The organism is Puia dinghuensis, from assembly GCF_014642875.1.
In the GTDB taxonomy this organism is placed as follows: Bacteria; Bacteroidota; Bacteroidia; order Chitinophagales; family Chitinophagaceae; genus Puia; species Puia dinghuensis.
The window spans coordinates 253,884-279,801 of sequence record NZ_BMJC01000002.1 but is presented as its reverse complement, the minus strand read 5'-3'; the positions used below and the strand labels follow the sequence as shown (position 1 = coordinate 279,801).

General features: G+C 55.9%; 14 protein-coding genes. 6 read left to right on the top strand and 8 right to left on the bottom strand.

Going from position 1 to position 25,918, the window contains the following annotated elements; all coding sequences use genetic code 11:
• Nucleotides 1-13: 13 nt before the first annotated feature.
• From IEY39_RS09445 to IEY39_RS09425, 5 genes are all read right to left on the bottom strand, one after another.
• The gene (locus IEY39_RS09445) at nucleotides 14-2,521 is read right to left on the bottom strand and encodes a S8 family serine peptidase (protein ID WP_188930858.1); all 2,508 of its coding nucleotides are present in this window, start codon (nucleotides 2,519-2,521) and stop codon (nucleotides 14-16) included.
• 87 nt (nucleotides 2,522-2,608) lie between these two features.
• Nucleotides 2,609-4,573 (bottom strand): alginate lyase family protein, encoded by a 1,965-nt coding sequence (locus IEY39_RS09440; protein WP_188930856.1) that lies wholly within the window; start codon nucleotides 4,571-4,573, stop codon nucleotides 2,609-2,611.
• A gap of 4 nt (nucleotides 4,574-4,577) precedes the next feature.
• A complete protein-coding gene (locus IEY39_RS09435; protein WP_188930853.1) occupies nucleotides 4,578-5,489 on the bottom strand; it encodes an AraC family transcriptional regulator in 912 nt (303 codons plus the stop codon).
• Nucleotides 5,490-5,504: 15 nt separating this feature from the next.
• On the bottom strand, nucleotides 5,505-6,956 hold the full coding sequence (locus IEY39_RS09430; RefSeq protein ID WP_188930850.1) for a RagB/SusD family nutrient uptake outer membrane protein: 1,452 nt from the start codon (nucleotides 6,954-6,956) through the stop codon (nucleotides 5,505-5,507).
• Nucleotides 6,957-6,976: 20 nt separating this feature from the next.
• A complete protein-coding gene (locus IEY39_RS09425; RefSeq protein ID WP_188930848.1) occupies nucleotides 6,977-10,051 on the bottom strand; it encodes a SusC/RagA family TonB-linked outer membrane protein in 3,075 nt (1,024 codons plus the stop codon).
• Between the two features lie 249 nt (nucleotides 10,052-10,300).
• Between IEY39_RS09425 and IEY39_RS09420 the strand changes: the two genes are divergently transcribed.
• Nucleotides 10,301-11,317: a LacI family DNA-binding transcriptional regulator gene (locus IEY39_RS09420; protein ID WP_188930846.1), complete on the top strand. Its 1,017-nt coding sequence runs from the start codon at nucleotides 10,301-10,303 to the stop codon at nucleotides 11,315-11,317.
• Here IEY39_RS09420 and IEY39_RS09415 read toward each other — a convergent pair.
• Nucleotides 11,314-12,765 (bottom strand): arylsulfatase, encoded by a 1,452-nt coding sequence (locus IEY39_RS09415; RefSeq protein ID WP_188930844.1) that lies wholly within the window; start codon nucleotides 12,763-12,765, stop codon nucleotides 11,314-11,316. The genes IEY39_RS09420 and IEY39_RS09415 overlap by 4 nt on opposite strands.
• A gap of 151 nt (nucleotides 12,766-12,916) precedes the next feature.
• Between IEY39_RS09415 and IEY39_RS09410 the strand changes: the two genes are divergently transcribed.
• Complete coding sequence (locus IEY39_RS09410) at nucleotides 12,917-14,083, top strand: RNA-guided endonuclease TnpB family protein (RefSeq protein ID WP_229688843.1); 1,167 nt, start codon at nucleotides 12,917-12,919, stop codon at nucleotides 14,081-14,083.
• 90 nt (nucleotides 14,084-14,173) lie between these two features.
• The gene (locus IEY39_RS09405) at nucleotides 14,174-19,021 is read left to right on the top strand and encodes an FG-GAP-like repeat-containing protein (RefSeq protein ID WP_188930843.1); all 4,848 of its coding nucleotides are present in this window, start codon (nucleotides 14,174-14,176) and stop codon (nucleotides 19,019-19,021) included.
• Here the strand turns inward: IEY39_RS09405 and IEY39_RS09400 are convergent.
• Entirely contained in the window at nucleotides 19,008-20,063 is a 1,056-nt protein-coding gene (locus tag IEY39_RS09400; RefSeq protein WP_229688842.1) for an LLM class flavin-dependent oxidoreductase, read from the bottom strand. The genes IEY39_RS09405 and IEY39_RS09400 overlap by 14 nt on opposite strands.
• 100 nt (nucleotides 20,064-20,163) lie before the next feature.
• On the opposite strand from IEY39_RS09400, the gene IEY39_RS09395 reads away from it, so the two are divergent.
• From IEY39_RS09395 to IEY39_RS09385, 3 genes are all read left to right on the top strand, one after another.
• Entirely contained in the window at nucleotides 20,164-21,030 is an 867-nt protein-coding gene (locus IEY39_RS09395) for an SPFH domain-containing protein (RefSeq protein ID WP_188930842.1), read from the top strand.
• A gap of 3 nt (nucleotides 21,031-21,033) precedes the next feature.
• Nucleotides 21,034-21,252, top strand: coding sequence for a type II toxin-antitoxin system antitoxin (locus IEY39_RS09390; RefSeq protein WP_188930841.1), 219 nt, complete (start codon nucleotides 21,034-21,036; stop codon nucleotides 21,250-21,252).
• Between the two features lie 199 nt (nucleotides 21,253-21,451).
• The gene (locus IEY39_RS09385; RefSeq protein ID WP_188930840.1) at nucleotides 21,452-23,350 is read left to right on the top strand and encodes a T9SS type A sorting domain-containing protein; all 1,899 of its coding nucleotides are present in this window, start codon (nucleotides 21,452-21,454) and stop codon (nucleotides 23,348-23,350) included.
• Nucleotides 23,351-23,383: 33 nt separating this feature from the next.
• On the opposite strand, the gene IEY39_RS09380 is transcribed toward IEY39_RS09385, so the two are convergent.
• Nucleotides 23,384-25,897, bottom strand: coding sequence for a TonB-dependent receptor (locus IEY39_RS09380; RefSeq protein ID WP_188930839.1), 2,514 nt, complete (start codon nucleotides 25,895-25,897; stop codon nucleotides 23,384-23,386).
• Between the last annotated feature and the right edge of the window lie 21 nt (nucleotides 25,898-25,918).

Genomic DNA, 25,918 nt, shown 5'->3' with positions numbered 1-25,918 from the left:
CTCCTAATGGGGTTTATTGTTTCATGAGTTTTATGGTTTTGACTTCGCTGCCCTGGATGATCTTCAGGAAGTAGATGCCGGGGCGGTAGGCGGTGGCGTCGATGTCGATGACGCTGGTGGCGGCGGCTACGCGTTGGGTTTGGAGTTCGCGGCCGTCGGCGCTATAGAGGGTGAGGATGATGTTTTGGGGCTGGTCAAGCGACAGGTAGAGCCGGAAAAGGCCGGTGGAGGGGTTGGGAGAGACTTCAGCGATGGTGGGTTTGGCGCCGGCTGCGAAGGACTTGCCGGTGGCCGTGGTTGCGCCGAGGGCGTCGCTGTTGGCGGCGGAGACGGAGTCTTTACCACATTGCGCCCTGGTACTATAGGCCAGGCCGAGATGGGGAAACTCGAAGTTATCCTGCCAGGTGATGCCAGCGATGACAGGCAGCGGTCCGCCACGATAGTACAACGCTGTCGTCGAGAAAGTGGTGTCGCCGGGTTGCATGGTAAAGCTACCCCGCTGATCTGAGCCGATGACGAACCAGGAGACTTGCACCTCGAAGGGGTTGGGATTGGTGATCTGGAAATTACGGGTCTTCGACGGATCGGGTGAGCACAGCGGTTGCAGCTGCAGCGCCTGGACATAGGCGTTGGGGAATTTTACTTCGCCCACGGCGCCGGTTGCTTTTATGAGGCCGTAGCCCGCGGCGAAGTTGAAGCCCGTTGCGGAACCCGGTGTATAGGGGTCGACCATGCCCCAGGTGTTGGATTCCATGACCCCTTTTATCTGCGAGGGGGTGATGGTATGCAGCCGCTGGGCGTCGATCATCAGCGCGGCCACGCCCGCGGCATGAGGGGTGGCGGCGGACGTTCCGAAGAATTGCGGGTAGGAGCCCGGAGGAATAGTTTCGTTGAAGGGGTTGAAGAAAGACGTGAAGACGCCGTCGGGCGCTACGATCTCGGGTTTCTTCCGGATGAGCGGGGCGATGCGGTTGCCTTCTATGTCATAGTAGTTGGGAACGCCGCCGACAGAGGAAAAGCCTTCCAGGACAGGTGGATTGACGCCATAGGGTGGGGTTTGCTGATAGTAGGCTGCGCCTACGGAGATGGCCCCCGCTGCTTTTGTATGGCCTACGAGGGAGGGGGTGAGGATGCCAGGGATCGGCGGCTTCGTCAGATAGAAGAGGGCATCGTCATAGAGAATATATTTCAGGTTTTGCGGATCGATACCGGCAAATTTCACGATCACCAGGTAGAAAGTAACATTCTTGGTGAGGTTTTGGTAGCCAAAGACCTCGATGGGGTCGCCGCTGGCCAGGTTGTTGGAGTTGCCGGCTGCGACGATGTTGCCCTGGTTATCCAGCAGATAGATGTCCATGTCGGTGGAGTCGCCGACGCCGCTGGCGGTGAAAGAGGACTGGTCCCATTGGAAGGAGGTGATGAAGATGCCGCCTGTTGGAATATAGATGGGCTGGAAGTAACGGGGCGGGGCGCCGGGTCCGCTGAAATTATGCGCGGTGCCAAAGCCCGGGCCGAGGGGTTCGACGTTGGTGGCCCGGTAGGGGCTTGTATACGAGCGGATGCTTTCGTTGCCGGCCGCGGAGAAATAGGTGACGCCGCGCTTTTTTGCTTCATCCACCGCCTGGGCGAGGATGCCGTCCTGGAAGAAGGGTTCTGCGAAATAGAAGACGTCGTCACCGATGACCGAACAACCCACGCTTGCTAACTGGAGGATGCCGTTGGCGAAGTCGGCCTGGCCTTTGTCGGCGGTGTGGAAGGCGAGGGTGGAGCCGGGTGCTACCGAGTGGAGGATCTCCATCATGGCGCGGCCTTCGTCGGTGCCCCCGCTGTCGAGGTCTTCGAGCACCTGTACCGGGGTCTTAAATCCAAAGGGATTGCCATGTCCTGGCAGTTCGCCGTGGTCTACACCGATGTCTGCCGTCCCGAGATTGTTATAGCTGTCCGAGAGGACGCCGACTTTTACGCCGCTGCCGTTGACACGGTATTGCTTCCGGGCGAGATAGGACAGTTGAGCGGTGTCGCCCTGGCTGATCACGGGTGCGGGTTTTGGGCCAGCGGCCGCGGCATAGCGGACTCCTACATGCATCGGCTTATAGGCGGGGCGGACGAAGCGGATGGTGGCGGAGCCTTCCAGCTGGGGCAGGGCGCTGATGGGGATGGATGCCGAGATGACACGACCATAGGTGGAGATGACGGTGGCGCCCAGCTGCTGGAGTTCGGCCTTTGCCGAGGCGATGTCTTCCTTAGCTGTAACGTCGACCAATACGTTATTCCCTTTCAGCTGCAGATAGCCGGTGTATTCACCGACACCCGGAGGTATAGGTTTGCCGATGGCGGCAGCAGCCTTTTTTGGGGGTGTTGCGAGCTTTTGCAGATCGGGGCTCAGCGTCGAAGAAGATTTTTCAACGGTGGCACCAGCGGCTACTCCCGGGAATGATGGGTCGCCTTTGATCTGAGCGTTGACGGAATGGAAAGATAAAGACAGCAGGGTCGCTGCAATGAAGGGTAGAGCGCTTTTCATAATAAGGTGTTTTGGTGATTAAGATCACAGGGGAGGATCGCGGGAATGAGAAGAAGTGGGGAGAAGATACGAAGAAAACAGGAGAATTCAGAGACCCCAGGTGATCTCGGTGACGGGGTTGCCACCATTGGGGTAGATGAGCCGGGCGTCGGCGAGATATTTCTGGTCGGAGTAGACCGGATAAGCCTGCAGCAGGAGTGCGTAGAGTTCGTCCTTGTTATAGGCGCTGATCTGTTGGTATTCCCATTTCTTTTGGTCGAGGGCATAGGGGATGAGCCAGTCGAAGGCGATGCGGATGCTGCCCTGCTGCTGGTCTTTGTACTGCCAGAGATCGACGCCGGTGTGACCGGCGAGATGGGCGAGGGTGAAGAAGGCCTGCAGGTTATAGGTGCTATAGCCCAGGCCGTTGGTGCGGGCAAGCTCTTCGGGCATTTTGCCGTCGACTTCGATCTGGTGGTCCATCTTGGCTTTTCCTTCTTCGGCCAGCATGCGGGCTTTGGCGGCGTCACCGATGTAGAGGGCGCAGGCGGTTGCCTGGGCGAGGAACCACGTTCCGTGGTTGTTGGTGGCGTTGTGCTCTTGTGTGCCGTTGTTGCTGGAGAGCATCCAGTCGAGGTATTGGGTATACCAGGAGCGGAGGGCTTTTGCGTCGGTAGTTGTCCAGGCTGTCGAGCCTTCCAGCAGGAGGGCTGCCTGGGCGATGCCGATGAGGGGGATGGTCTCGATGATGCCGGTGCCACGCCCGGTGTTGATACCGGGTATCCCCTGGGCGTATTCGAGGTTGGGGTTCATGCGGGTGGCTTCGTCGAGGAACCAGTGGCGGAGCAATTGGGTGGCTTTTGTGCAATAGCGGTCGTCGCCGCTGAGGTACCAGGCCAGGGTGAGGGTTTGGACATTACCGCCCAGTTCGCCCAGGTTGCGATGATCGGTAATCTTGTAGATCTCGGGATTGCGGCGGCCGTCGTGGCGGATGTAGGGCAGGCCGTTGGGTTTGCTGCTATCGTACCAGTAATAGGGGGCGTGGCTCATGTAGTCATGCTTGTTACCGCTGGGAGGCGTGACATCCTTGTCCATGACGGAGGTGAGGGGTAGTTGCAGGAGGTGGTCGGCCTGGGTGCGGAGCTGGGCGATGAGCTGTGTTGCGTTTGCGTCGCTGGTCTGGGCTTTTTGTCGCAGGGTGGCGAGGCGATTGTCATTCCAGAGAAGGGAGGCGGCGCGGTTGGCATCGATGAGGCGCCAGGCCGAAACCGTCTTTGTGTTGAAGCCAGGGATGTACAGGGTTTTGGTTGGGATGTCGTAGTGGATGTCGGCGGTGTTCTTTTTCTCCTTTTGTCTATCGAGCAGCAGCTCTTTACGGCCGTCGGCATAGACATAGTAGACAAAGCCAATCCATTCACTGACGATGAGGTCGCCGTCGCCGGCTTCTTCCACTCCATCGCCGCCGTTGGGGAGGGTGGTGATCGTTTTCAGCTGCTTGTGGGCGTCGGCGAGCAAAACGGCTTTATTGGCAAGGATGTAGAGCCCGGCTTTTGTGGCTTTGAGCCCGTTGGCCCCGGCCAGGTTGTCCATGTACAGCTGGGGGACGTCCCTTTCGATGCGATAGACCTTACCGGCTTTCGAGTCGGATACATATACGATGCCGTTAGCATCGACCGTGATATCGTTGAGGCCGTTGGCGCCGGCGATGTCAATCTTTTTTTCAATAGCCCCTTTTGCGATGTCGATGACTACTACGTTGCTGATGTCGGCGACATAGAGTCTGTTGCCGAAGCGGCCCAGCCCTTTTGGCGCGTTGAGGCCGGTGATCCAGCCGGGCGTGTAGTGTTTGCCGTCGAGGCTGAGCTTTCCTACGCCACCTTTGCCATCTACATCCCAGCCGCCGCCATCGATGAGGGAGACATATAGTCCGGTGTTTGTGGCGTTGGGCAGGACGGATTCGGGGATGGCGACGATGGTGTCGGTCTCCCATAGTTTTTCAAGAAAGTGAGCATTCGTCTGTGCCTGTGAGAGGGATGGGAGGATAAGGGCAAATGCCCAGCATAATTTTTTCATGTTATTATGTTTGTGTGAGCTCTACTTCGGCCACTTCGGCCGGGCAGCTTCCAGCTGCCCAGGCTTTTTGATAGCCCAGCGGGCTTTTTCCCGTGATCAATTTAAAATATTTGTAGAAACTGGTGAAATTATTAAATCCGCTTTCGTAACACAGTTGTTTTATACTGAGGTTGTTTTCGATGAGCAGCTTGCAGGCGTGGCCGACGCGCAGTTCGAGCAGGAAACGGGAGTAGGTTTTGCGGGTTCTGGACTTAAAGAACCGGCAGAAGGAATTAGGACTGATGTTAGCAACGGCGGCTATCTCTTCCAGCTGAATGGGGCGCCGGAAGTGGCGGAGGCTGTAGTCATAGATGAGGTTGATGCGGAGATGTTCGGCCTCGCCGAGGCTATGTTTGAAGCCGATGGAGGCGAGGGGCTGTAGCTGGTCGGATTCGGCCAGGACGTGCATGGCTTCGATGAGGAGGATGACGCGGGTCATGCCTTCGGAGTCGAGGAGCCGTTCGAGCAGATGGGCGACCCGGTATTTTGCTTCGCCTTCCACCTGGAGGCCCCGGCGGGCTTTGTCGAGCAGGGCTTTGAGCAGGATATTCTCCGGAAGATCGAGGAATGAGCCGCCCCAGAAATTTTCGGAGAAATGGGCTACACGGACGTCGGTCTGCTCTTCGTACTGTTCGTCGAAATAGGGGTCGTCGAAGCGCCAGTAATGAGGCAGGTTGGCGCCTACCAGTACTACGTCACCGGCTTTGAAGCGCTTCATGTTGTCGCCTACGAACTGGGTGCCACGCCCATTCTTGAAGTGGATGAGCTCTACTTCGGCGTGAAAATGCCATTTGTTGTTGATATATGGAACGAGGTCACGCCTCACGCTGAAGGAATGGCCGGGTTCCCGGGAAACTTTCAATAATTGAGGTCGCATAAAAGTGGGTTTATGTTAGTAACCTGTGTTCTGAACCAAGTTTTTGTTCGCGTCCAGTTCGGTCTGGGGGATGGGCATGAGCAGCAGATGGTCCTGCAGGTTCATCCCGATACCTGCTTCGATCTGTTTGTAGCGGCCGAGACGGATGAGGTCCCAGCGGCGATGGCCTTCCACGCAGAGTTCGCGCTGGCGTTCTTTGAGCAGGCTGTCGACGAAGTTGGCCTGGGAAACGTTGGTGGCGCTGAACTGGTTGGCCGCAGGGACCTTTGCGCGTTGTTGTACGGCGTCGATGCCGGCGAATTTTGTCGGGTCGGCGGGATTGAGGTTGTTCTTTGCTTCCGACTGCATCAGCAGCACGTCGGCATAGCGCAGGACGATCCAGTTGACCTGGGAGTTGTTGGAGCCAGCTACCCATGAGGGGTCGCGGTATTTATAGATGAAGGGGGTTACGGTGGTTGTGCCTACTTTGTTTGCTAAATTCCAGTTGTGGCGCATGGTGTCGTAGACGGGGTAGCCGTTGTTGTAGAAATTGGTGTTAGCTACAAAGGAGCCCGAGCCGCCTAATGGCGAAGGGGAGAACATCCGACAGGTGATGTTCTGGGTCGTCCCGCTGCCATTAGAGCCGAATTGCACGGCGAAGATGACTTCTGTTTGCGTAGGGTAATATTTCTTATTTACATTGAAGACGTCGGAGTAGACGGACATGAGCGAGTATACGCCGGAGTTGATGACGGTGTTGCATTCGGTGAGCGCATTCTGGTTGTCGGCAGGGTCGGCCCAGGCGGTGCTGGCGCGTTGGAGATAGACCCTGGCGAGCATAGCCGAGGCGGCGCCGGAGGAAACCATGCCCTTGCTGGCTGCGGGGATCTTTGGCTCGGGGAAGCAGTTGGCCTCTGCGTATTTCAGGTCGGAGATGATTTGATTATAAACCGTTGCGGCCACCGTGCGTTTGGGGAAGAGGGAGGTGTCCGAGGGGCTGGTGATGGGTTTGAGCAGGAGGGGTACGTCGCCAAAGCTGCGGACGAGATCGAAATAGGCCATGCCTCGCAGGAAGTACGCGTTGCCGAGGATGTGGTTACGGGTTGGGACGTCCATGCTGATCGAAGGCACATGGGCGATGATATCGTTGGCGCGGCTGATGAGCTTATAGCTGTTCTGCCACCAGTTGGTGATCTCCGGGTTGGTAGGCGTGTATTGCAGCTTGTACATATCGATGCGCTCCTGGTTCTGGGTGAGCAGCGGCTGGAGGCAGTCGCCCGGGCATTCCGTCATGATATAAATGGTACGCTGGTAGTAAGCCTGGGGTGTTAGTGCGCTGAGCGCGCCGTTGATGGCTGACTGGGCGTCGGCGGCCGTCTTATAGAAGTTGGAAGGTGTCTGGAAGCTGTAGGGCGTCTCCGTCAGCTCCTTTTTGCAGGAGCCGAGGATGAGGGCGAGGATGGCGAATAGTGTTATATGGCGTGTCATAATATTTGTCTGTTGTTTGTTTAGAATCCAAATCGAACACCGGCTAACCATGTCCGAATGTTGGGATAGGGGTTATAGTCGGAATTGAGGGAGGTGTTGGAGTTGCCATACGAATTCACTTCCGGGTCGAATCCCGAGTAGTGGGTGAGCGTAAGGAGGTTTTGACCCGTGATGTAGACGCTGGCCGATCTGAACACCTTGGTGAGGGTGGGCAGGGGCAGGTCGTAGGAGAGGGTGACCGTCTTTACGCGCAGGTAGCTGCCGTCCTCGAGGAGGTCGCTGGTGACGCCGAGCGAGCGGCGCAGGGTGCTGACGACACTGGGGAGGCGGTTGTTGCTGGTTGTGCCGGGCACCCAGCTGTCCTGTGCTACATAGGCGAACTTATTGTCGGCGGTGGTGCCGTTCTCCATTTCGATCTTGTTTTCATTGAGAATGTTATCTCCATAGACGCCCTGGATGAGTACGAAGAGGTTGAACCGGCCGACGGTGAGATCGCTGGTGAAACCATAAGTGAATTTTGGCAAGGCATGGCCGATGATGGTGCGATCGGCGGCGGTGATGGCGCTGTCGCCGTTGAGGTCGGCATAGTGGGGGTCGCCGGGGCGGACGTTCTGTTTCGTTCCGCTTTTGAGGATATCTGCCTGCGACTGCCAGATGCCAAGGAATTTATAACCATAGAAGGAGCCCATGGGTTGGCCTACTTGCAGGATAGATGAAGCCTGGCCGCCGCTGGGGAAGAGGCTGGTGCTTACGCTACCCACGAACTGGTAGGGTACGCCGCCGAGGCTGAGGATCTTGCTCCTGTTCTGCGAATAGTTGAAGGTTGTCACCCAGCGGAGGTTTTTGGATTGCAGGTTGACGGTGGTGAGCATGAATTCGAAGCCCTGGTTGCGGACGGCGCCGACGTTCTGGATCATGTTGGTAAAGCCGGAGGTGGAGGGCAGGGGTACGGAGTAAAGGAGGTTTGTTGTTTTCTTATTATAGTAGTCGGCGGTGAGGCTTATCCTGTTCTGGAATAATCCGAGGTCGAAGCCACCGTCGAACTGTGCGGTGGATTCCCAGCTGAGATCGGGGTTGGCGATGTTGTTGGGGGAGATGCCGACCACCCGGCTGGCATCGAGATAGTAGGTATTGGTGCCGTACTGGGTGAGGGAGTTGTAGTCGCCGATGTCCTGGTTACCGGTCTTGCCGTAGGAAACGCGGAGCTTGAGGTCGCTGATGGATGGCACCTTCTGGATGAACTTTTCATCCGACATACGCCAGGCGACGGCGCCGGAGGGAAAGTAGCCCCATTTTTTGTTGACGCCGAAGCGGGACGAGCCGTCTGCGCGCCAGCTGAAGGTGAGCAGGTAGCGCTCGAGCAGGCGGTAGTTGAGGCGGGCCAGGCCCGAAACGAGGGCATTGTCCGATCGGTTGGATGTTGAAGTGAGGCTGGCCGCTACGCCGAGGTTGTCGGTGCCATAGCTGTTGGAGGAAAGGTTATTGCCGGTGACGTTCGAGGAGCGATAGGTATATTGCTGGTTGGTCCAGCCGCCGACGAAGTTGATGGCGTGGATGCCAAAGGTCTTGTCGTAGGTGGCGGTATATTCCTGCAGCCAGTCGTAGTTGTTGTTGGTGTTGATAGCGGCATAGCCGTTGGTGCTGTTGCCGAGGTAGGTGGTGTTGGGCCGGAAGACGTCTTCCCGGTAGTTGAGCAGCTCACCGCCGAAGTTGGCGCGGAGCTTCAGGCCGTTGATCACTTCCCATTCGCCAAAGGCGTTGGTGAGCAGGCGGATGTTCCACCCATGGTCCCAGTTGAGAGCGGCTGCCGCGATGGGATTGCCAAGGATGTCCACATAGGGCTGCGGACCGTTTTGATAGGTGTAGTTGCCCGTGCTGTCCTTGATGGGTATGATGGGGCTTGCGCGCAGGGCGTCGAGGATGGTGCCGCCGCCGGCGCCGCCGTTGGTGTTGATGTTGGCCTTGTTCTGGTAGTCATAAGAGGCTTGCGAGTTGAAGCCGATGCGTATCCTGTTTCCGGCCTTATGGTCCATATTGAACCGGATGGTGCCGCGTTTGTAACCCGAGTTCATGACTACGCCTTCCTGGTCGAAATAGTTGAAGCTGAGATAGCGGTGGCCTTCGGCGTTGCCGCTGCTGAGGGCCAGGTTGAAGTTGGAGATGGGGGCGTTGCGAAAAAGGGCTTTCTGCCAATCCGTCCCCGGGCCCATGGCGTTGATCTGTGCCTGGGTGTAGGGGATGGGGGTGTTGGTGTTGTTGTTCTGGTTGTTGATAGTCGTCACCTGATCGAGATAGGTGGCGAACTGTGGGGCGTTCATCATTTTCAGGGTGCGGGCCACCTGCTGGAAGCCGGTGTACATATCAAAGGTGACCGCATTGCGCCCTGTGCCTTTCCTGGTGGTGATGATCACAACCCCGTTGGCGCCACGGCTGCCGAAGATGGCGGTGGCCGATGCATCCTTCAGGACGTCGATGGAGGCGATGTCGCTGGGATTGAGGGTAGAGATGTCGGCGCCGGGGAAGTCGTCGACGACGTAGAGCGGGTCGCTACCGGAGGAAATGGAGCTGAAGCCCCGGACACGCACCTGGAATGTGGAGCCTGGCTGGGAGTTGACCTGGGTCACCTGAACGCCGGCAACGGTGCCTTCGAGCATCTGGCTGGTGCCCGTGATAGGGGTTTTGTCCGGGTTACCCAATTGCACGATGCCGAAGGCGCCGGTGAGGTCCTTTTTCTTTGTTGTACCATAACCCACGACGACCACTTCATTGAGGCCTTTGGCCGCCTGGGTGAGCCTGATAGTGAAATTGTCGTGGATGAAGACTTCGGAGGACACCTCTCTCGGCTCGTAACCGATGGCGGACACCTCGAGGATGTAATTGCCATTGGGGATGGAGAGGGTGAATGATCCGTCATTGTTGGCTGCGACGGTGTTTCTTCTTTTACTGCCTTCGGTGGGTTCGATGGTGATGGTAGCACCGATGACGGGTTTGTTGTCTGTGGATGAAATCACTTTTCCGGTGATGGTTTTGACCTGTGCGTACAGGCCATGCCCAAGGAGGAGGACCATCCCCAGCGCGACAAGCAACTTTCGCATAAGCATACTGGCGAGTTTTTTTAGTGGGTTTGTAGAATTCCACCGTCAAATTGGAGAAAAGATCATGAAAATGGGTAGGTTATGGGGTACTTTATTTACGGAAACGGTTGCGTGGATTGTTGCGATCGCATGCAGCGCAAATCCCCTCCCACGGCGGGTTTCTCAACTACAACGTTTTCGTAAATAAAACCGCGGCTGGGAAAGGGATATCGTAAATTTCGGGAATCAAACTTTTGCTTGCTACTACATATGAATTCAGTCAACCTGAAACAACTGGCCCAGGAGCTAAATTTGTCCGTCAGTACCGTGAGCCGGGCACTGCGGGATAGCTGGGAGATCAGTACTCCTACTAAGCAGCGGGTCTTCGACCTGGCCAAGAAGATGAATTTTCAGCCCAATCCTTATGCCAGCAGTCTGCGCAAGCATCGTAGCCGGACCATCGCCGTCGTCATTCCGGAAGTTGCCAATAATTTTTTTGCCCTGGCAATCAAGGGTATCGAGACAGTAGCCCGGGAGAAGGGTTATCATGTGCTGATCTACCTGACGAATGAGGAGGTGGCTGAAGAGATGGCTATTGCAGCCAGCCTGCAGAGTGGGCGGGTAGACGGGGTGATCCTGTCGCTTTGCGGGTCGACGCAGGATACCAGGCACTTGTTGGACCTGCAACAGCGCAATATTCCGCTTGTGTTCTTCGATCGGGTAAGCGATGGGATCACGGCGCCCAAGGTGATGACGAACGACCACGAGAGCGGGTTCATCGCCACGGAGCATTTGATCAAAGCCGGTTGCAGGCGGGTGGCGCATCTGACGATTTCGATGAGTCTTAGTATCTCGCACAAGCGGCAGCAGGGGTATGAGGATGGGTTGCGGCGGTATGACCAGCCCTGGGATCCCGACCTGGTGATCCACTGTGGCAGCGATGAGGAAGTAAATTACCGGATGATCAAGGAGCTGTTTTTGTCGGATAAAAGGCCTGACGGGGTGTTTGCATCAGTCGAGAAGCTGGCCGTGCAGGTATATCATGTTTGCCGGGAGCTGGGGTTGCGAATACCGGAGGATGTGAAGGTGATCAGCTTTTCCAATCTTGTGACGGCATCGCTGCTGAGTCCTTCGCTGACGACGATTGCGCAGCCGGCTTATGACATGGGTAAGGAGGCGGCGACGATCCTTTTCCGGCGGCTGGAGAAGAAGTATATCGTTGTGCCGGAAGATCGCGTGATGCTGCCGGCGAAGCTGGAGGTGAGGGCGTCGACGATGTCCTCTTAGCGGGGTTCGGTAGCCAGCAGGGGCCAGTCTTTGTTGTATTGATGGGCCTGTTGCATGTCGGCTTTTATCTGCCGGACGATGTCGGGGTGCTGGGCGGCGACGTCCTGTTGTTCGCCGGGGTCTTTCTCCAAATCATATAATTCTATAGGCGGATCGGCGATGGTATTAACGCCAAGCCGGACACCCTTCCATTTCCCCCATCTTACGGCCTGTTTACCACCGGATTCGTGGAATTCCCAATAGAGATAGTCATGGGCTTTTGCGTTGCCGCTTTGTCCCAGCAGTACGGGCAGGATGGAGAGGCCGTCGATGTTGGGGGTGGCGGGGATGCCGGCTACCTGTTCGAAGGTGGGGAACAGATCCCAAAAGGCGCCTTTCCAGGTGCTGACGGCGCCGGCCTTGATCTTGCCGGGCCAGACGGCGATGAAGGGTTCGCGGATGCCGCCTTCGTAGAGGTCGCGTTTGATGCCTCGCAGGGGGCCGCTGCTATGGAAGAAGGCCGGGTCGCCGCCGCCTTCCTGGTGGGGGCCGTTGTCGCTGGAGAAGAGGATGAGGGTATTGCCGGCGAGGCCGAGGCTTTTGATCTCTTTCAGGATATCGCCCACATACCGGTCGAGACGGGTGACCATGGCGGCAAAGGCGGCGTGGGGGTAGGGTTCGAAGGCGTATTCGGCGTTGCCGTCGCCGGGGGTTTTTGCGGGTTCATTGAAGCGGGCAACGTAGTTGTTGTAGACGCTGTCATGCGGAACCTGTAGGGCGGCATGGGGGAGGGTATAGGCCAGGTAGAGGAAGAAGGGGTGGGTGCGGTTGTCACGGATGAACTGTAAGGCATGCTGGTGGATGAGATCGGCGGAGTAGACGGAATCGCCGTGATGGCCGGAGGTGTTGCCGGAGCCGTTGTTGTGGCTGGGAGTGTTGCCAGGCAGATCGACGCGGGCGCCGTTGGCCCAAAGGTGGTCGGGGTAATAGTTATGTGCGAGGGTCTGGCAGTTGTAGCCAAAGAAGTCGGTAAACCCTTTTTTGTCCGGGGTTCCGGTAGAGCCGGGATAGCCGAGGCCCCATTTGCCAAAGATGCCGGTGGTATAGCCGTTGTTTTGGAGGACGGTGGCGATGGTGAGACTGGAGTCGGGGAAGGGGAACTGGCCTTCGGGTTTGAAGCCCCGGTTGCCGCGGATGGCGGTGTGGCCGGTGTGGAGGCCGGTCATGAGGCTGGCACGGGATGGTGCGCAGACGGCGGTGCCCGCGTAGAACTGGGTAAAGCGCATACCCAGGGTCGCCATGTGGTCGATGTTGGGGGTATGGATGAAGGTGTTGCCCTGGTAGCCTACGTCACCGTAGCCAAGGTCATCGGCGAGGATGAAGATGATGTTGGGGTGTTGCTGGGCGGATGCGGCTTGGACGAGGGTTATGGTCAACAGGAGGAGGATGATGCGGGTATACTGACTCATGGGTGAACAGGCAGGTTATGTATAAAGATATGGTAACGATATATCAAATTGCACCAACTAATAAAAATCTATGATGCAGGTGAAAATTAGTTGCTAATTAAAATAGTATTTAGCCAACTATATTAGTATATTTGATCTGTACATTGTCCCTATGTTGAAGGCATACAAATACCGTCTCTATCCTACCAAAGAACAAGCTGCGCAGATCGATAGGTCTATCGGCGTATGCCGGTTGGTCTTTAATCTGGCGTTGGAGGTAAAAACCTGGGCGCACCGAAACGGGACAACATTATCGGCTTTCGATCTCTGTTACCAATTGGTCGATTTGCGGGATACCTTTGAATGGATAAGGGAAGTAAATAGCCAGGCGTTGCAAGCCGCTGTCAAAAAGGTAGACGTGGCCTTTAAAAATTTCTTCCATGGAGGCGGATTCCCGCGGTTCAAGCGCAAGCGCAACGGCGGGAGCTTCCAATGTCCGGCTAATACTCGAAAGATTGATTGGGAAAAAGCAACCTTGACCATCCCCAAAATAAAAGACATCCCTATTGTTTTATCCAGGAGATTCGAGGGAAAGATAAAAACAGTGACTATCAGCAAGACCGCAACAGGCAAGTATTTTGCTGCCGTGCTGGTGGAGTTGCTCCAGGAGGAGATCATGCCTGCAAAAACGGAGCAGGCCATAGGCATAGACCTTGGGCTTGCACATTTTGCGGTATTATCAAATGGAGAAAAGATCGATAATCCCAGGTCCTTAACCAAAATGCTGGCCCGGATTAAGGTCCTACAGCGAAGGGCAAGCAGAAAGAAGAAAGGTAGCCAAAATAGCAGGAAGGCCAACCGGAGAGTGGCCGTCCTTCATGAGAAAATTGCCAATCAGCGGAATGATTTCCTTCACAAGGTATCCACCCGGCTCATCGGTGATAACCAAACCGATACGATCTGTGTGGAAAGCCTTAGGGTGAGGAATATGGTGAAAAACCATCGGCTCTCCCGGGCGATCGTTGACGTGGGTTGGTCGAAATTTATAGCCATGCTGGAATACAAGGGTAGGTGGTATGGGAAAAAGGTGATCCGTATAGACCAGTGGTTTCCCAGTTCAAAGACATGTTCCTATTGTGGTCATATATTGACGGAGCTGGACCTATCGGTACGGGAATGGACCTGCGCCTCCTGCCAGGCGACGCATGACCGGGATGTGAATGCAGCCAGGAACATCCTGGCCAAAGGAATAGAATCAGGGGTGGGCAGCCCCGCAGAGCCTGTGGAGCCGCGGCGGATGCGCCGGACAAGGAAGCAGGAAAGTATACCACAAGGGTAAACTTGTATATCATTGCCAAAGATATGGATTTCATAATTTGGAGATAGCGGGTTTTCTGGCTATTTTGAGCGCATAAAACTCCCTGACCTGATGTCCCTCCGCACCTGCCTGCGAACACCGGCTAACCTGCTTAAGCCAGCCATTCTCGGCTGCTTGTTACTTCTATTTTGTCATACCCGCGTTTCCGGCCAGCTACGCGAGATCCATCTCGAGGCCGACTCGAGCAATGAGGTGCGCCGCGTTAGCTTCTATTCGCCCAATGAGGGCTATGTGGCTTTTGCGAAGTGGCTTGGGTATACCACCGATAGCGGCAGGACCTTTACCCAACTCAACATCACCAGCAGCAATGTAAACTTCAACAATTACAACGTCAATTATCTTTACGGTTTTGATATAGCAGGGGTCAAAGCATTCGACAAGAATACCCTCTTCGTCTATGGTTCTTATGCTCTGGTGCCGACCATCCTGTCCTCCAGCAATGGGGGCGCCACATGGACTGTCGTGTTCTGGTCGCAATTCAACCCTACCATCTTTCGCACCGGCATCAGAGACCTGGTCTTTCCGCAAAACGACAATATCGGCTATGCGGTGGATGCTGACCGTGTCCTGAAGACGACGGATAAGGGGCAGACGTGGACGGCACAGGTGACGGCGGAGGCCAGTTATTTCTCCAATATCGAAGCGGTGGATGATAATAATCTTGTCGTTTTTGTCACGGATCCCAATGGGCCCCGGATGATAAGGACTACCAACGGGGGTGCTTCATGGCTGAATGTGCCGCTGCCCGGTGCGGCCGGAGAAAGGCTGGACTATGCTTATTTCCTCAACGTCGATACCGGCTGGGTGAGCATGGGCGGCAGCGTCACTCCCGGCGAATTTTATAAGACGACCAATGGCGGCGCTACCTGGGTGCAGCAAAATAATTCCGACGCCACGCCATTCGACTGCAATAAGATGCATTTTGTGGATAACAATACGGGCTATGCTCTTGGGGGTATTTTTTATCTATGGAAGACATTGAACAGCGGCGTCACCTGGGAGCCGCTTCCGAACAATAATCCTTACACTTATCTCGGGTTTACCTATAACGATCTGCAATGTTATTCCGCCAATCAGCTTTGGGCTGGCGGGGGGCATGGCTATCTGGCGATATCCGCCGATGGGGGCGGGACACCGTTGCCGACGGCCTATTTCAGCATCGACACCACCGGGGTGTATGCGACCGGGAATGTAAACCTGATAAACTATTCCCGGAGTGGGTATACTTACCAATGGGCGGTGAACGGGCAAGTGTTGGCTTCGAGCTATAATGCTTCCTATGCTCACTACATAGCCAGGGTGCAGGACACTATCCGGCTAATTGTGAGTTCGGGCGGTATTTCGGATACGCTTGTAAGAAAGCAGTCGTTCTTTGTGCCTGTGCTGCCGAATCCCACGGGCTTTTCTCCCGCGGGTGGCGGGGCGGGGACGCAACTGACGATAACCGGCTCGGGATTTACCAATGCAACGGGGGTGACTATCGGCGGGGTGCCGGCGGCCTCTTATAGGATCGCTAACGACACTCTCATCCTGGCGGTGGTGGGTGGCGGCGCGTCGGGGGCGGTGGCGGTAAGTGACATTCACGGGAGCTTTTCGATTCCCGGATTCAGCTTTTTCCCGGCGTCCGCGGCTGCGCCTCCGGTGATCGCATCGGTTAGCCCCGCCTTTGGGGCGGTAGGAACGACGGTGACGATCGGCGGGTCGGGATTTGGCGTTTCGACGGCGGCCAACGCGGTGTTCTTCGGATCGATAGCTGCGCCGGTGCAGTCGGCTACGGGGACGAGTATCGTTTGTACTGTTCCGCCGGGAGCCAGCTATGCCCCCCTATCAGTCCTCAACAAGACCAGCGGTCTACAGGCGCAGACGGCAATGCCCTTCAACATTCCTTTTGCCGACAGCAGCAATTTTACGCCAAACTCTTTTGTCAAGGTCTTTTCGGATCAATATACGGAAGGATACTCTCCTTATTCGGTGCGGGGCCAGGACATCGACGGGGATGGGCGGCCCGATCTGCTGGCAACGGTCACCGGCTACCCTGCGGACTCATTGGCGGTTTATCCCAACACGAGCAGCCCGGGCAAGATCAGCTTTGGGGCGAAGACCAACGTTGCGCCTTTTCCTAATTTGCTTTCTACCGATTATTTCGAAGCCGGCGATATCGATGGGGACGGGCAACCGGATGTTGCCCTCGTTTCCAACAGCTACTATATATCTGTTTGTCGCAACCAAAGCACAAAAGGAAAGATCTCTTTTTCGGCACCAGTGAGTGTGCCCACGATGGATGGATCGCAATCGCTTGTTATTGCCGATCTCGATAATGATGGAAAGAACGATATCGCGGTGGCGACCTTCAATTATAAGATGGTGTCGGTGGTGCGGAATACCGGTATTCCGGGCGCACTGGCGTTTGCGCCCACCCAGAATTTTCCTGCGGGCGGCAATTGTACGGGGATTGCCGTTGGCGATCTTGACGGGGACGGGAAAAAAGACCTGGTGACGCTGAATTACCTAAATGGTACGAGTGCAACGTCGAGCTTCTCTTTTTTCAGGAATACGAGTGTGCCGGGTGCGATATCCTTTGCGCCGGAGATTGACGTCTCGGTATCGGGGGTTACATCAGATGGAAGGTTTGTCGCTATTGCGGACGTCGACCGGGACGGCCGGCCCGATGTGATCATTGCCAATGACTTTAACCTATGTGTTTTCCGGAACGTGGGGGCGCCCGGCAGTGTTGCATTTGCCCCGCCGGTGGTGGTGCCATTGAACGTGATCGGGCAGGGGGCAAGCATGGCCAACTACAGCGGCAGCAGTCTGCCCGATGTTATTTCCGGGAATTGGAGCGCCAGCTATTTTCTTGCGTATAGGAATATCTCGCGGCCGGGCAACGTAGGGTTTGATCCGGTGATGCAGTTGCCGGGGTGGAATCCTTATGTCACCACTGCTGCTGACTTCGATGGCGACGGCCGGCCGGATCTTGCGGCCGCCAATACCAACGACGGTTCGGTTTCCGTATACAAGAATGGTTTCGGGATACCGATAGCCCTGACGCTTTGCGTGGGCAATCCTTATGGCACCCAGCTGACCTCGGATCTTACCGGGACGCATTACCAATGGCAGGAGGACAAGGGAAGCGGCTTCACGAATGTGGTGGACAACGACAGCCTGTCGGGTTCGGCCAGCGCCACCTTGAATTTTAAGAAGACCGCACCTGGCTGGATGGGGTATCGGTTCCGTTGTGTCGTCGACAGCTTCTACAGCAGCATTTATATAGTGAAAGTGAACATCCCGGTGGATCCCGGGGTGAATCTTGCGGCAACCGACAGTATCATCTGTTATCGCAATCCCGTCTGGTTTACGGCAACCACCGCGAATGGGAGTACGGGGAACTATAATTTTACCTGGCTGGTGAATGGGGCTATCATTACGGGTCCCGCCTTTGTGCAGGGCTATAAGCTATTCGACGATGAGCTGAAGGATAATGACCGGGTGCAGGTGGTGTTGAGCTATTATGATGTTTGTGGCGGGATACATTATGATACCAGCCGGACCATTACGATGCATGTGACCACGCTCACGGTGCAGATAGCGGCTTCCGACACGATCGTCTGTGCGGGCACGCCGGTGACGTTTACGTCGTCTACGACGAATGTGACGGGGTCGCCCGGCTACCAGTGGAGGGTAAGCACGAGTAATGCCGTGTGGACCAGCCCTTCCTTTACTACGGCAGACCTGTCGAGTTATTCGTCGGTGTCACTGGTGCTGGATTGCTCGGCGCAATGTGGTCATCCGACCGCTGTTTCGAGCAATTGGATCGCCATGACGGTGAACGATACTACCCGACCGATGGTGCATATCGTGGCAAATGACACGGCTGTCTGCGCCGGTGCTACGGTGAACTTCACCGCCACGGAGACGGGCGGCGGCAATTCGCCGGGCTATGAATGGCTGGTCAATGGATCGGCGGCCGGTGGGAATTCGACCAGCTTTAGCAGCGCCGGGTTGCGGGATAATGACAGGGTGGAATGTGTTGTGACCAGCAGTCAGATATGTACGGCGGGCGACATGGCGGGCAGCAATCCCATAATCATGCATGTGAAGGCGATTGTGGTTCCCCAGGTGGCCGTTGCGGTTGCCGACACCGTTGTTTGTCCGGGGGCGGTTGCCAATTTTTCGGCTATCGCCAGCGACGGCGGCAGCGCCCCGCATTATCAATGGACAAAGAACAGCGCTGTCGTGGGTGGTGATGCGCCCACTTATACGGATAATACGGTTACGGGCGGTGAAGTCGTTGTTGTTCGATTGGTGAGCAGTGAGAGTTGTGCCAGTCCCGACACGGTGACCAGTCAGCCGGTGGTGATCTCCCTGGACAGGCAAGCGCCCGTGATGAGGATAACGGGCGATACGGCGGCCGGCATCGGAGTGCCGGTGGAGATGAGCGCATCGACGACCAATGGGGTTGGTGTAATCACTTATCAATGGCAGGATAGTACGGGGCTTCATTCGTGGCAGAATATCGGCGGGGCGGTGAATCCGACATTGAGCTATATTTTTTCCGCGCCTGGCGATAAGATCCGTTGTCTCGGGACGGGTACGACCGGTTGCCTGGCTGTCAGTAATACCCTTACCTGCGGCTTCGACGGGAATGCGGGTGTCAATGGTGTCCGGTATTATCCCAATCCGGCTACCACTGTGCTTTATATCGTCGACACCGACCCTGGCGACCCCATCGATGCACTATCGATCGCCAGCGCCACCGGGAATCCGGTGATCGTTCTTAACAGCGTGAACAGCCGGTCGCGGATAGCCGTTGATGTAGCCACGTTGAATCCGGGGATGTATTTTGTAACGATCACCCGGAGCTCCGGAAGCCGGAGTGCTTTTTCCTTTATAAAGCGGTAACCGACGCGGGCCGGATCGCGGCAGGCGTCAACTCAAATTCACGCGCAAGCAACTCGTACGACCGGAGGCGGCCGGCCGGGTCTTCGGTGAAGGTGGAGATGACGAACTCATCCGTGTCGAAGTCGGCGGCGAGGCCTTCGAAGATGTCGCGCAACTGTTGCGGGGTGCCGACGGCTGTCCGTCTGCGGTTGTGGAGGACGCGTTGCCATTCTGCCGGCGTATAGTCATAGGCGAGAGCGGCGGCGACGGTAGGGATCTCGTCGTAGTTGCCTTTTTCGAAGCCAAGAAGCCGGTAGTCGATGAGGGCCTGGGTTTCGTGTACTTTTTGCGGGTCTTCGGAGCAGAAGGCGAAGATGCCGACGGCCGTATGGGGTTCGGTGAGGGTGGCGGAAGGTTTGAAGCGGTCGCGGTAGGCGCGGAGGGCTTCGGGGCCGCCGACGGGGTTGATGAATTGTGCATAGCAGAGCGCCATGCCGAAGTGGGCTGCGAGCAAGCCACTTTCGCCGCTGGAGGTGAGCATCCAAAGTTGTGGCCGGGTGTGGATGCTGGGGATGGCGCGGATCTTTCCTTCGAAGTTACCGGGGGTGGGGGTATCGGTGAGGAAGGCTTCGAGGTCGTGGAGCTGTTTTATATACTCCTGTGGGTCGAAGGTATTGGTGGGGTTGAGCAGATGGGCTGTCAGCCGGTCGCCGCCGGGGGCGCGGCCCAGGCCCAGGTCGATGCGGCCGGGGTAGAGGGCTTCGAGGAGGCGGAAGTTCTCGGCTACTTTCAGGGTGCTGTGGTTGGGGAGCATGATGCCCCCGGAGCCCAGGCGGATATGGTGGGTCTCCGCGGCGAGGCGGGCGATGAGGATCTCGGGCGATGCGCCGGCGAGGGTGGTGGTATTATGGTGTTCGGACAGCCAGTAGCGGGTGTAGCCCAGGCGATCGGCCAGCCGGGCGAGGCGGATGGATTCTGTGAGGGCAGATGAAGCGTCGCCATCCTTGCGGATGGGGGTCTGGTCGAGGACGCTGAGGCGGAATTGCTTGGACATGTTTCTCATAACAAGAATTAGGATGAATGGTTTGGATTTTCCCCTGTCTGGGTGTAGATTTGTATCATTATGATATCGTTTTGATATCATACACCTAAAAACCGTTTATATGAGCGCTTTTACTGCGGAGAAGATCCGCAAGCCTATCAATGGGTATTCCATTCTTTTGCTGATGGCGGTGGTAGTGTTTTTGGCCTTTTTAATGTTTGCCACGCAGACCGCTATTCCGTTGGCGATAGTGTTATGGGTGTTGTTTCTTCTTTTAGCCAGGGGATTGGTGGCTGTTCAGCCAAATACGGCCAAGGTGTTGGTGTTGTTCGGCGATTACAAGGGGACAGTCCAGGAGAGCGGGTTGTTTTGGGTGAATCCTTTTTATCAGCGGCTGACGGTGTCGGTGCGGGCGCGGAACTTCGAGAGTGAGCAGTTGAAGGTGAATGATAGGATGGGGAACCCGGTGTTGATCAGCGTGATCCTGGTGTGGCGGGTGAAGGACACGTACAAGGCTTCTTTCGAGGTGGATCAGTATGAGAATTTTATAAAAGTCCAGACGGATTCGGCGGTGCGGAAATTAGCCGCCTCCTATTCTTATGATCATTATGAGGATGAACGTGCGGAGGTGACGCTGAGTACGAATTTTGACGAAGTGAATGCCACGCTCGAACGGGAGACGGCCGAGCGGCTGGTGATTGCGGGGATAGAAGTAGTGGAGGCGCGGATCACCCATTTATCGTATGCCCCGGAGATAGCGGGTGTCATGTTGAAGCGGCAGCAGGCGTCGGCCGTTGTTGCGGCGCGGCACAAGATCGTGGAGGGTGCGGTGGGGATGGTGGAGGCCGCGTTGCATTTGCTGTCGTCGAAGCAGATCATCGAGTTGGATGAAGAAAAGAAGGCGGCGATGGTGAGCAACTTGATGGTCGTGCTTTGCGGTGACAGGGAATCGCAGCCGGTGTTGAATACCGGGACCTTAAATCATTGATGAATGGCGGAAAAAAAAGCTTTTCCCTTGCGGATGAACGTTGCGATGATGAAGGCCATCGAGAAGTGGGCGGCGGACGAGTTTAGAAGTGTCAATGGTCAGATAGAGTGGATACTTCACCAGGCGTTGGCCGAGGCCGGAAGGCTGAAGGAGGGAGCTGATGTGCCCAAGGAAGAGCCGGGTAAAGAAGGAGCGGTGAAGAAAGAGAGTAAAAAAAGATAATGTGATGATATGACTATTGTGTATATGCGCTGATTATATCGGCTAGTGGGTTTATTTATATATGCTACGGGTTTATTATCAGGGACCCCGGGGTTTAATTTTTATCTCCCGGATACGCAAAGCGGATTGAGTTGCGTTTATAGGGTTGTCGCAAATAAACCTTACCCTATTTGACTTGAAAACCAACCCTGAACAACCAATGCGTCCCTTTAGACCTTTCCGCTACGCGTGTGCGCGGATGATGAAAAACCTTTTGCTCCTGTTGCTAAGCGCAGGAGTATGTTCGATCGCCCATGGGCAGATAAATGCCTATGCGAAAGTGACGGGCATTTCGGGATACAATCTCACCCTTTCCAGCACCCATATCAATCAAACCTACCATACGTTTGCCGCGGGCGAACAAGTGATCCTCATCCAGATGCAGGATACGGTGATAGGAGCCGACACGTTGAATAATACGAACTTTGGGAAGATCGGCTCTATCTCTTATGCGGGCGAGTATTTTGTGTATATGATCAGTTCGATCTCGGGCTCTACGATGACGTTGACGGCCAGGCCAAGTTCTTCTTTTAATGCCGGTTCCAAGGGGAGTCTGCAGGTGGTGAGCTACAATAACCTGGGCGCGAGTTATACCGTTAACACCGCCATCCCGGCGTTGGCCTGGGATGGGTATATAGGCGGCGTCGTCGCCTTGCAGGTGAGTGGTACCCTGACCCTGAACAATAATATCTACGCGGATGGGCTCGGATTCCGTGGAGGAAGTGTTTCCGCGAACTATGAAGTTACCTGTGAGCCGACAGTATATAATTCCACCAGTTCGAATTATGCATATAAGGGTGAAGGCGTCTATGGTACGCCGACGATCAATACCCTTACGAATACGGGACGTGAGCCGCTGGTGAGTGGCGGTGGTGGTGGCAGTGATGACAATGCGGGTGGTGGTGGAGGCGGTAATTATACGGCCGGCGGGCAAGGTGGCCAGGGATGGACCTGTACGGCGGCGACGGCATCCGGTGGATTTGGGGGCCTGTCCCTTTCGGGTTATATCTCCGGCGGTCGGGTCTTTATGGGCGGCGGTGGAGGTGGTGGCCAGCAGAACAATAGTGTCGGCTCTTCGGGCAGCGCCGGGGGCGGTATCGTTTTTATCAAGGCTGGTACTTTAAAGACACAGAACAACTGTAGTCCTGGCAGTGTGAGCATCAGTGCAGAGGGCGCCGCGGCGGGCAATAGTGGCAATGACGGTTCGGGTGGGGCGGGTGCGGGTGGCACGGTGGTGCTGGCGATCACTACTTTTGCGGCCAGGTCTTCGTGTCCGCTGACGATCGCGGCCGATGGAGGCAATGGCGGGAATGTGACGGACCCCAATTCGCATGGCGGTGGGGGTGGCGGCGGCCAGGGGGCGGTGATCTTTGGCGTGTCCCTTCCTACTACGAATATCACGGTGACGACCAACTCCGGTACAGGAGGCACCAACAACAGTGCCGGGACGACAAGCGCCTCGAGTGGTAGCGGGACCCCCGGTTCGGGCATCATGACCAGTGTGCCCATAGTGCTGCCGGTGGACTTCCTTTCTTTTACGGCGGAGAAGAGCGGACAGGAAGATGTCATAGACTTCAGCACGAGCAAGACCTTACAGGCGGTGACCTTTACGGTACAGCGGTCGGCGGATGGGGCAAGCTTTAGCGATATCGGCGTGCTTCCCGGCGTTTTCGATGCCGGTGCAACCGAGAGTTATGTTTATACGGATGTTGCTCCGCTGGCGGGGATGAACTACTACCGTGTGAAGGAAACGGACCTGTCCGGTGAAGTGCGGTATACGGAGATTGCGGTTGTCGATCGTACGGGTGATGCCGGCGGATTCCATGTATTCCCCAACCCTGCGCACGGGGCCTTTACGATAATGCTGACCAAAGGGGTGACGGAAACGGTATCTTATTCGATAGAAGACCTGTCGGGTGCAACGGTCTATCGCGGCCAGTCGGTTGCGACGGCGGGGAGGATAGCTGTTGCGGCCAGCCCGGTGCTCACAGCCGGGATCTATCTTATCCGGGTGGAGACGAAAGAGGGGATACAGGCGGGGAAGTTGATCTTACATTAGATCCTCCCGGCCACGGCCGGGAGGATCAGGATGCTATTTTGCTTTGGGCGAAAGATCGAACGGAACAATTACCTTGAAAGTGAAATTCTGGCCCATGTTAAACATGCCGGGCGTAATATTGGGTGGAACATTCGGGCTGTCGAAATACTTCAGGCGGCTCATGTTCGACTGATAACTGACATTGCCCAGGTTGGTACCTTCGATGAATATTTGCGCGATCTTTTTGCCGGCGGCATTCACCAGATCGACTCCCAGGCCGGCGCTCACCAGGTTATACCCGTCTGTATACGTTTCCGTGCCAAAGGCTGCAAAGAAACGGTCCTGGGCATTGTAATGGTCGAATCCCACATAAGCATAACCGTTCTTGAAAATGCCGAAGCCCTTATGATCCACTGCGCGCAATTCCGAGTGCGTGTGCAGCGGCGGGATAAACGGCAGGTATTTAATGCTATCCGCTGCATGACCGTTATTGGAGAGGTTGGTACCGTAAGTGAGGGTCATGGAGTTTTCGAAATGCAACCAGGAGACGGGATGAATATCCAGGTAGAACTCTCCGCCGTCGATGCGGGCCTTTGTTTGTACATAGCCGAATTCTGCGTAGAGGCCGTTCGGGTTGGGCGTCCCGTCCGGATTCACCCGCAACGGATTGCCGCTGGCATCCAGGATCTGCTCCTGGAAAATATAATTCGAGATATTATTGTCGAAGAAGCTGGCGCTGGCCGTCAGGAAGGGTAAGGTGAGTGTCGCACCGAAGTCATATTGCAGACTGAATTCGGGTTGGAAATTGCTGTTGCCTACGTGGTAGAGCTGCGAACCCGGGTCGGGTCCGTTGGCTGACAACTCGGCAATGCTGGGCGCGCGGTAGCCCCGGGCAATATTGGCTTTGACCAGGAAGTGGTCCGAGAAATTATAGGTTCCACCTACGCTGCCGGTGACCCCCGAAAAGGTTTTGCTCAACGCGGGAAACTGCGGTGCAACGTTAGGTGCGGTGGTTGGGTTGGCCCCTGTGTACAGCGTCGGGTAATAAGCTACACTCGTGTCGATGTAAGCGGCCTTCCCGGTGAAAGAGCGGGAGTCGAACCGGATGCCACCCATGAGGTCGAGTTTCCCAAAGCTCTTCTTCTCTGTAAGGAAGGGACCAATGTCGAATTGATGATAAGCCGGGATGGGGAAAGCAGTGCTGTACCCGAGGGTATTATTCTGGTACATGCCGTTGACGCCAACGCTGGTCTCATACCCGTCACCCAGGGTGAAATTGTACTTGATGTCGTAGGTGTAGGTATTTAGTTGCAGGTTGAGGCCGGGGACATCCGGGGCTGTCGGATGGGTAAATTCCCGGCGGTGGCTGTACTGCCAGCCCAGGTTGACGATGAGGTTACCATTACCCAGGGCGAAATTGCTGACGTCGTATATACGGTACAACTGGACATGCTGGTGGATGGGAGGGATCGTATAGCTGTTGAGTTCGTTATACGGAACGATGGGCCGATAGGTATCCGAATCCGTTATCTGCTTGGTGAATGCCCGCGTTGCCGAGTCGCGGCTGCCGTCGGGAATACTCTGCAGATCGTCGAACAGCGAGGCATTCAGATAGGAATAGCCCCAGCTCTTATTCAACCCGATCATGGCCCGGGCGTCCGTTTCACGGAAATTAGTATGATAGTCCCAACCGTCATGCGGATTGCGGTAGTTCCTGGCCAGCTTTTCCGAACCTTGAACACCCCATACCAGGCCGTTTTGGTTGCCCTGTAGCCGCAGCGAAGAGTTTGTAAGCCCGTTGTTCGTCCCGTAGGCGCTGCTTACGTAGCCGAGTATCTTGCCATTGGGTACTGGCTGAGGCGTGAGCAGGTTGACCACGCCCCCGATGGCGTCCGAGCCAAAGCTGAGGCTCGCGGGGCCTTTGATGATCTCGATGCGATCGATGGAATTCTGGTCCACCTCGATACCGTGTTCGTCACCCCATTGCTGACCTTCCTGCCGGATGCCGTCTTCGGCCGTAACAACCCGGTTGTAACCCAATCCATGGATGAAGGGTTTGGAAATATTGGGACCGGTGGTCACCGCGCTCACACCTGGCAGGTTGGCTACCGCATCTATAATATTCGTCGCGGCCGAATGCTGTTGCAAATATTCCTTGCCTACGGCAACGATGGGAATCGGGGCCCTTTTTATTTCGGTGGCCCTGCTGACGCCGGTGACTATTATTTCTTCCGTCTCCAGGGTAGATAGAGACAGCTGTACATCCAATTGGGAAGTCTTGCCAAAATCCACGTTCTGATAGAATGTACCATAGCCGACGTAGCTGACTTCCACGAGGTGAATGCCCCTGGTGCTGAGGTTGATGGTGAATTTTCCATTTGCGTCGGAAACGGTACCTGTTTTCAGATCAGGCACCATAATGGTGGCGCCGGCGATGGGTTTGCCGTCCGTTTTGCTTGTAATGGTTCCGGTTAAATTTCCGAATAAAGTGGGTTCCCCCGCCAGGAGGGACTGAGAGCAAAATATGCAAAATAGCAGGAAGAAGAATGCGTTAAGCTTCCGGTTCATAATCCGTTGTGATTAAACAAT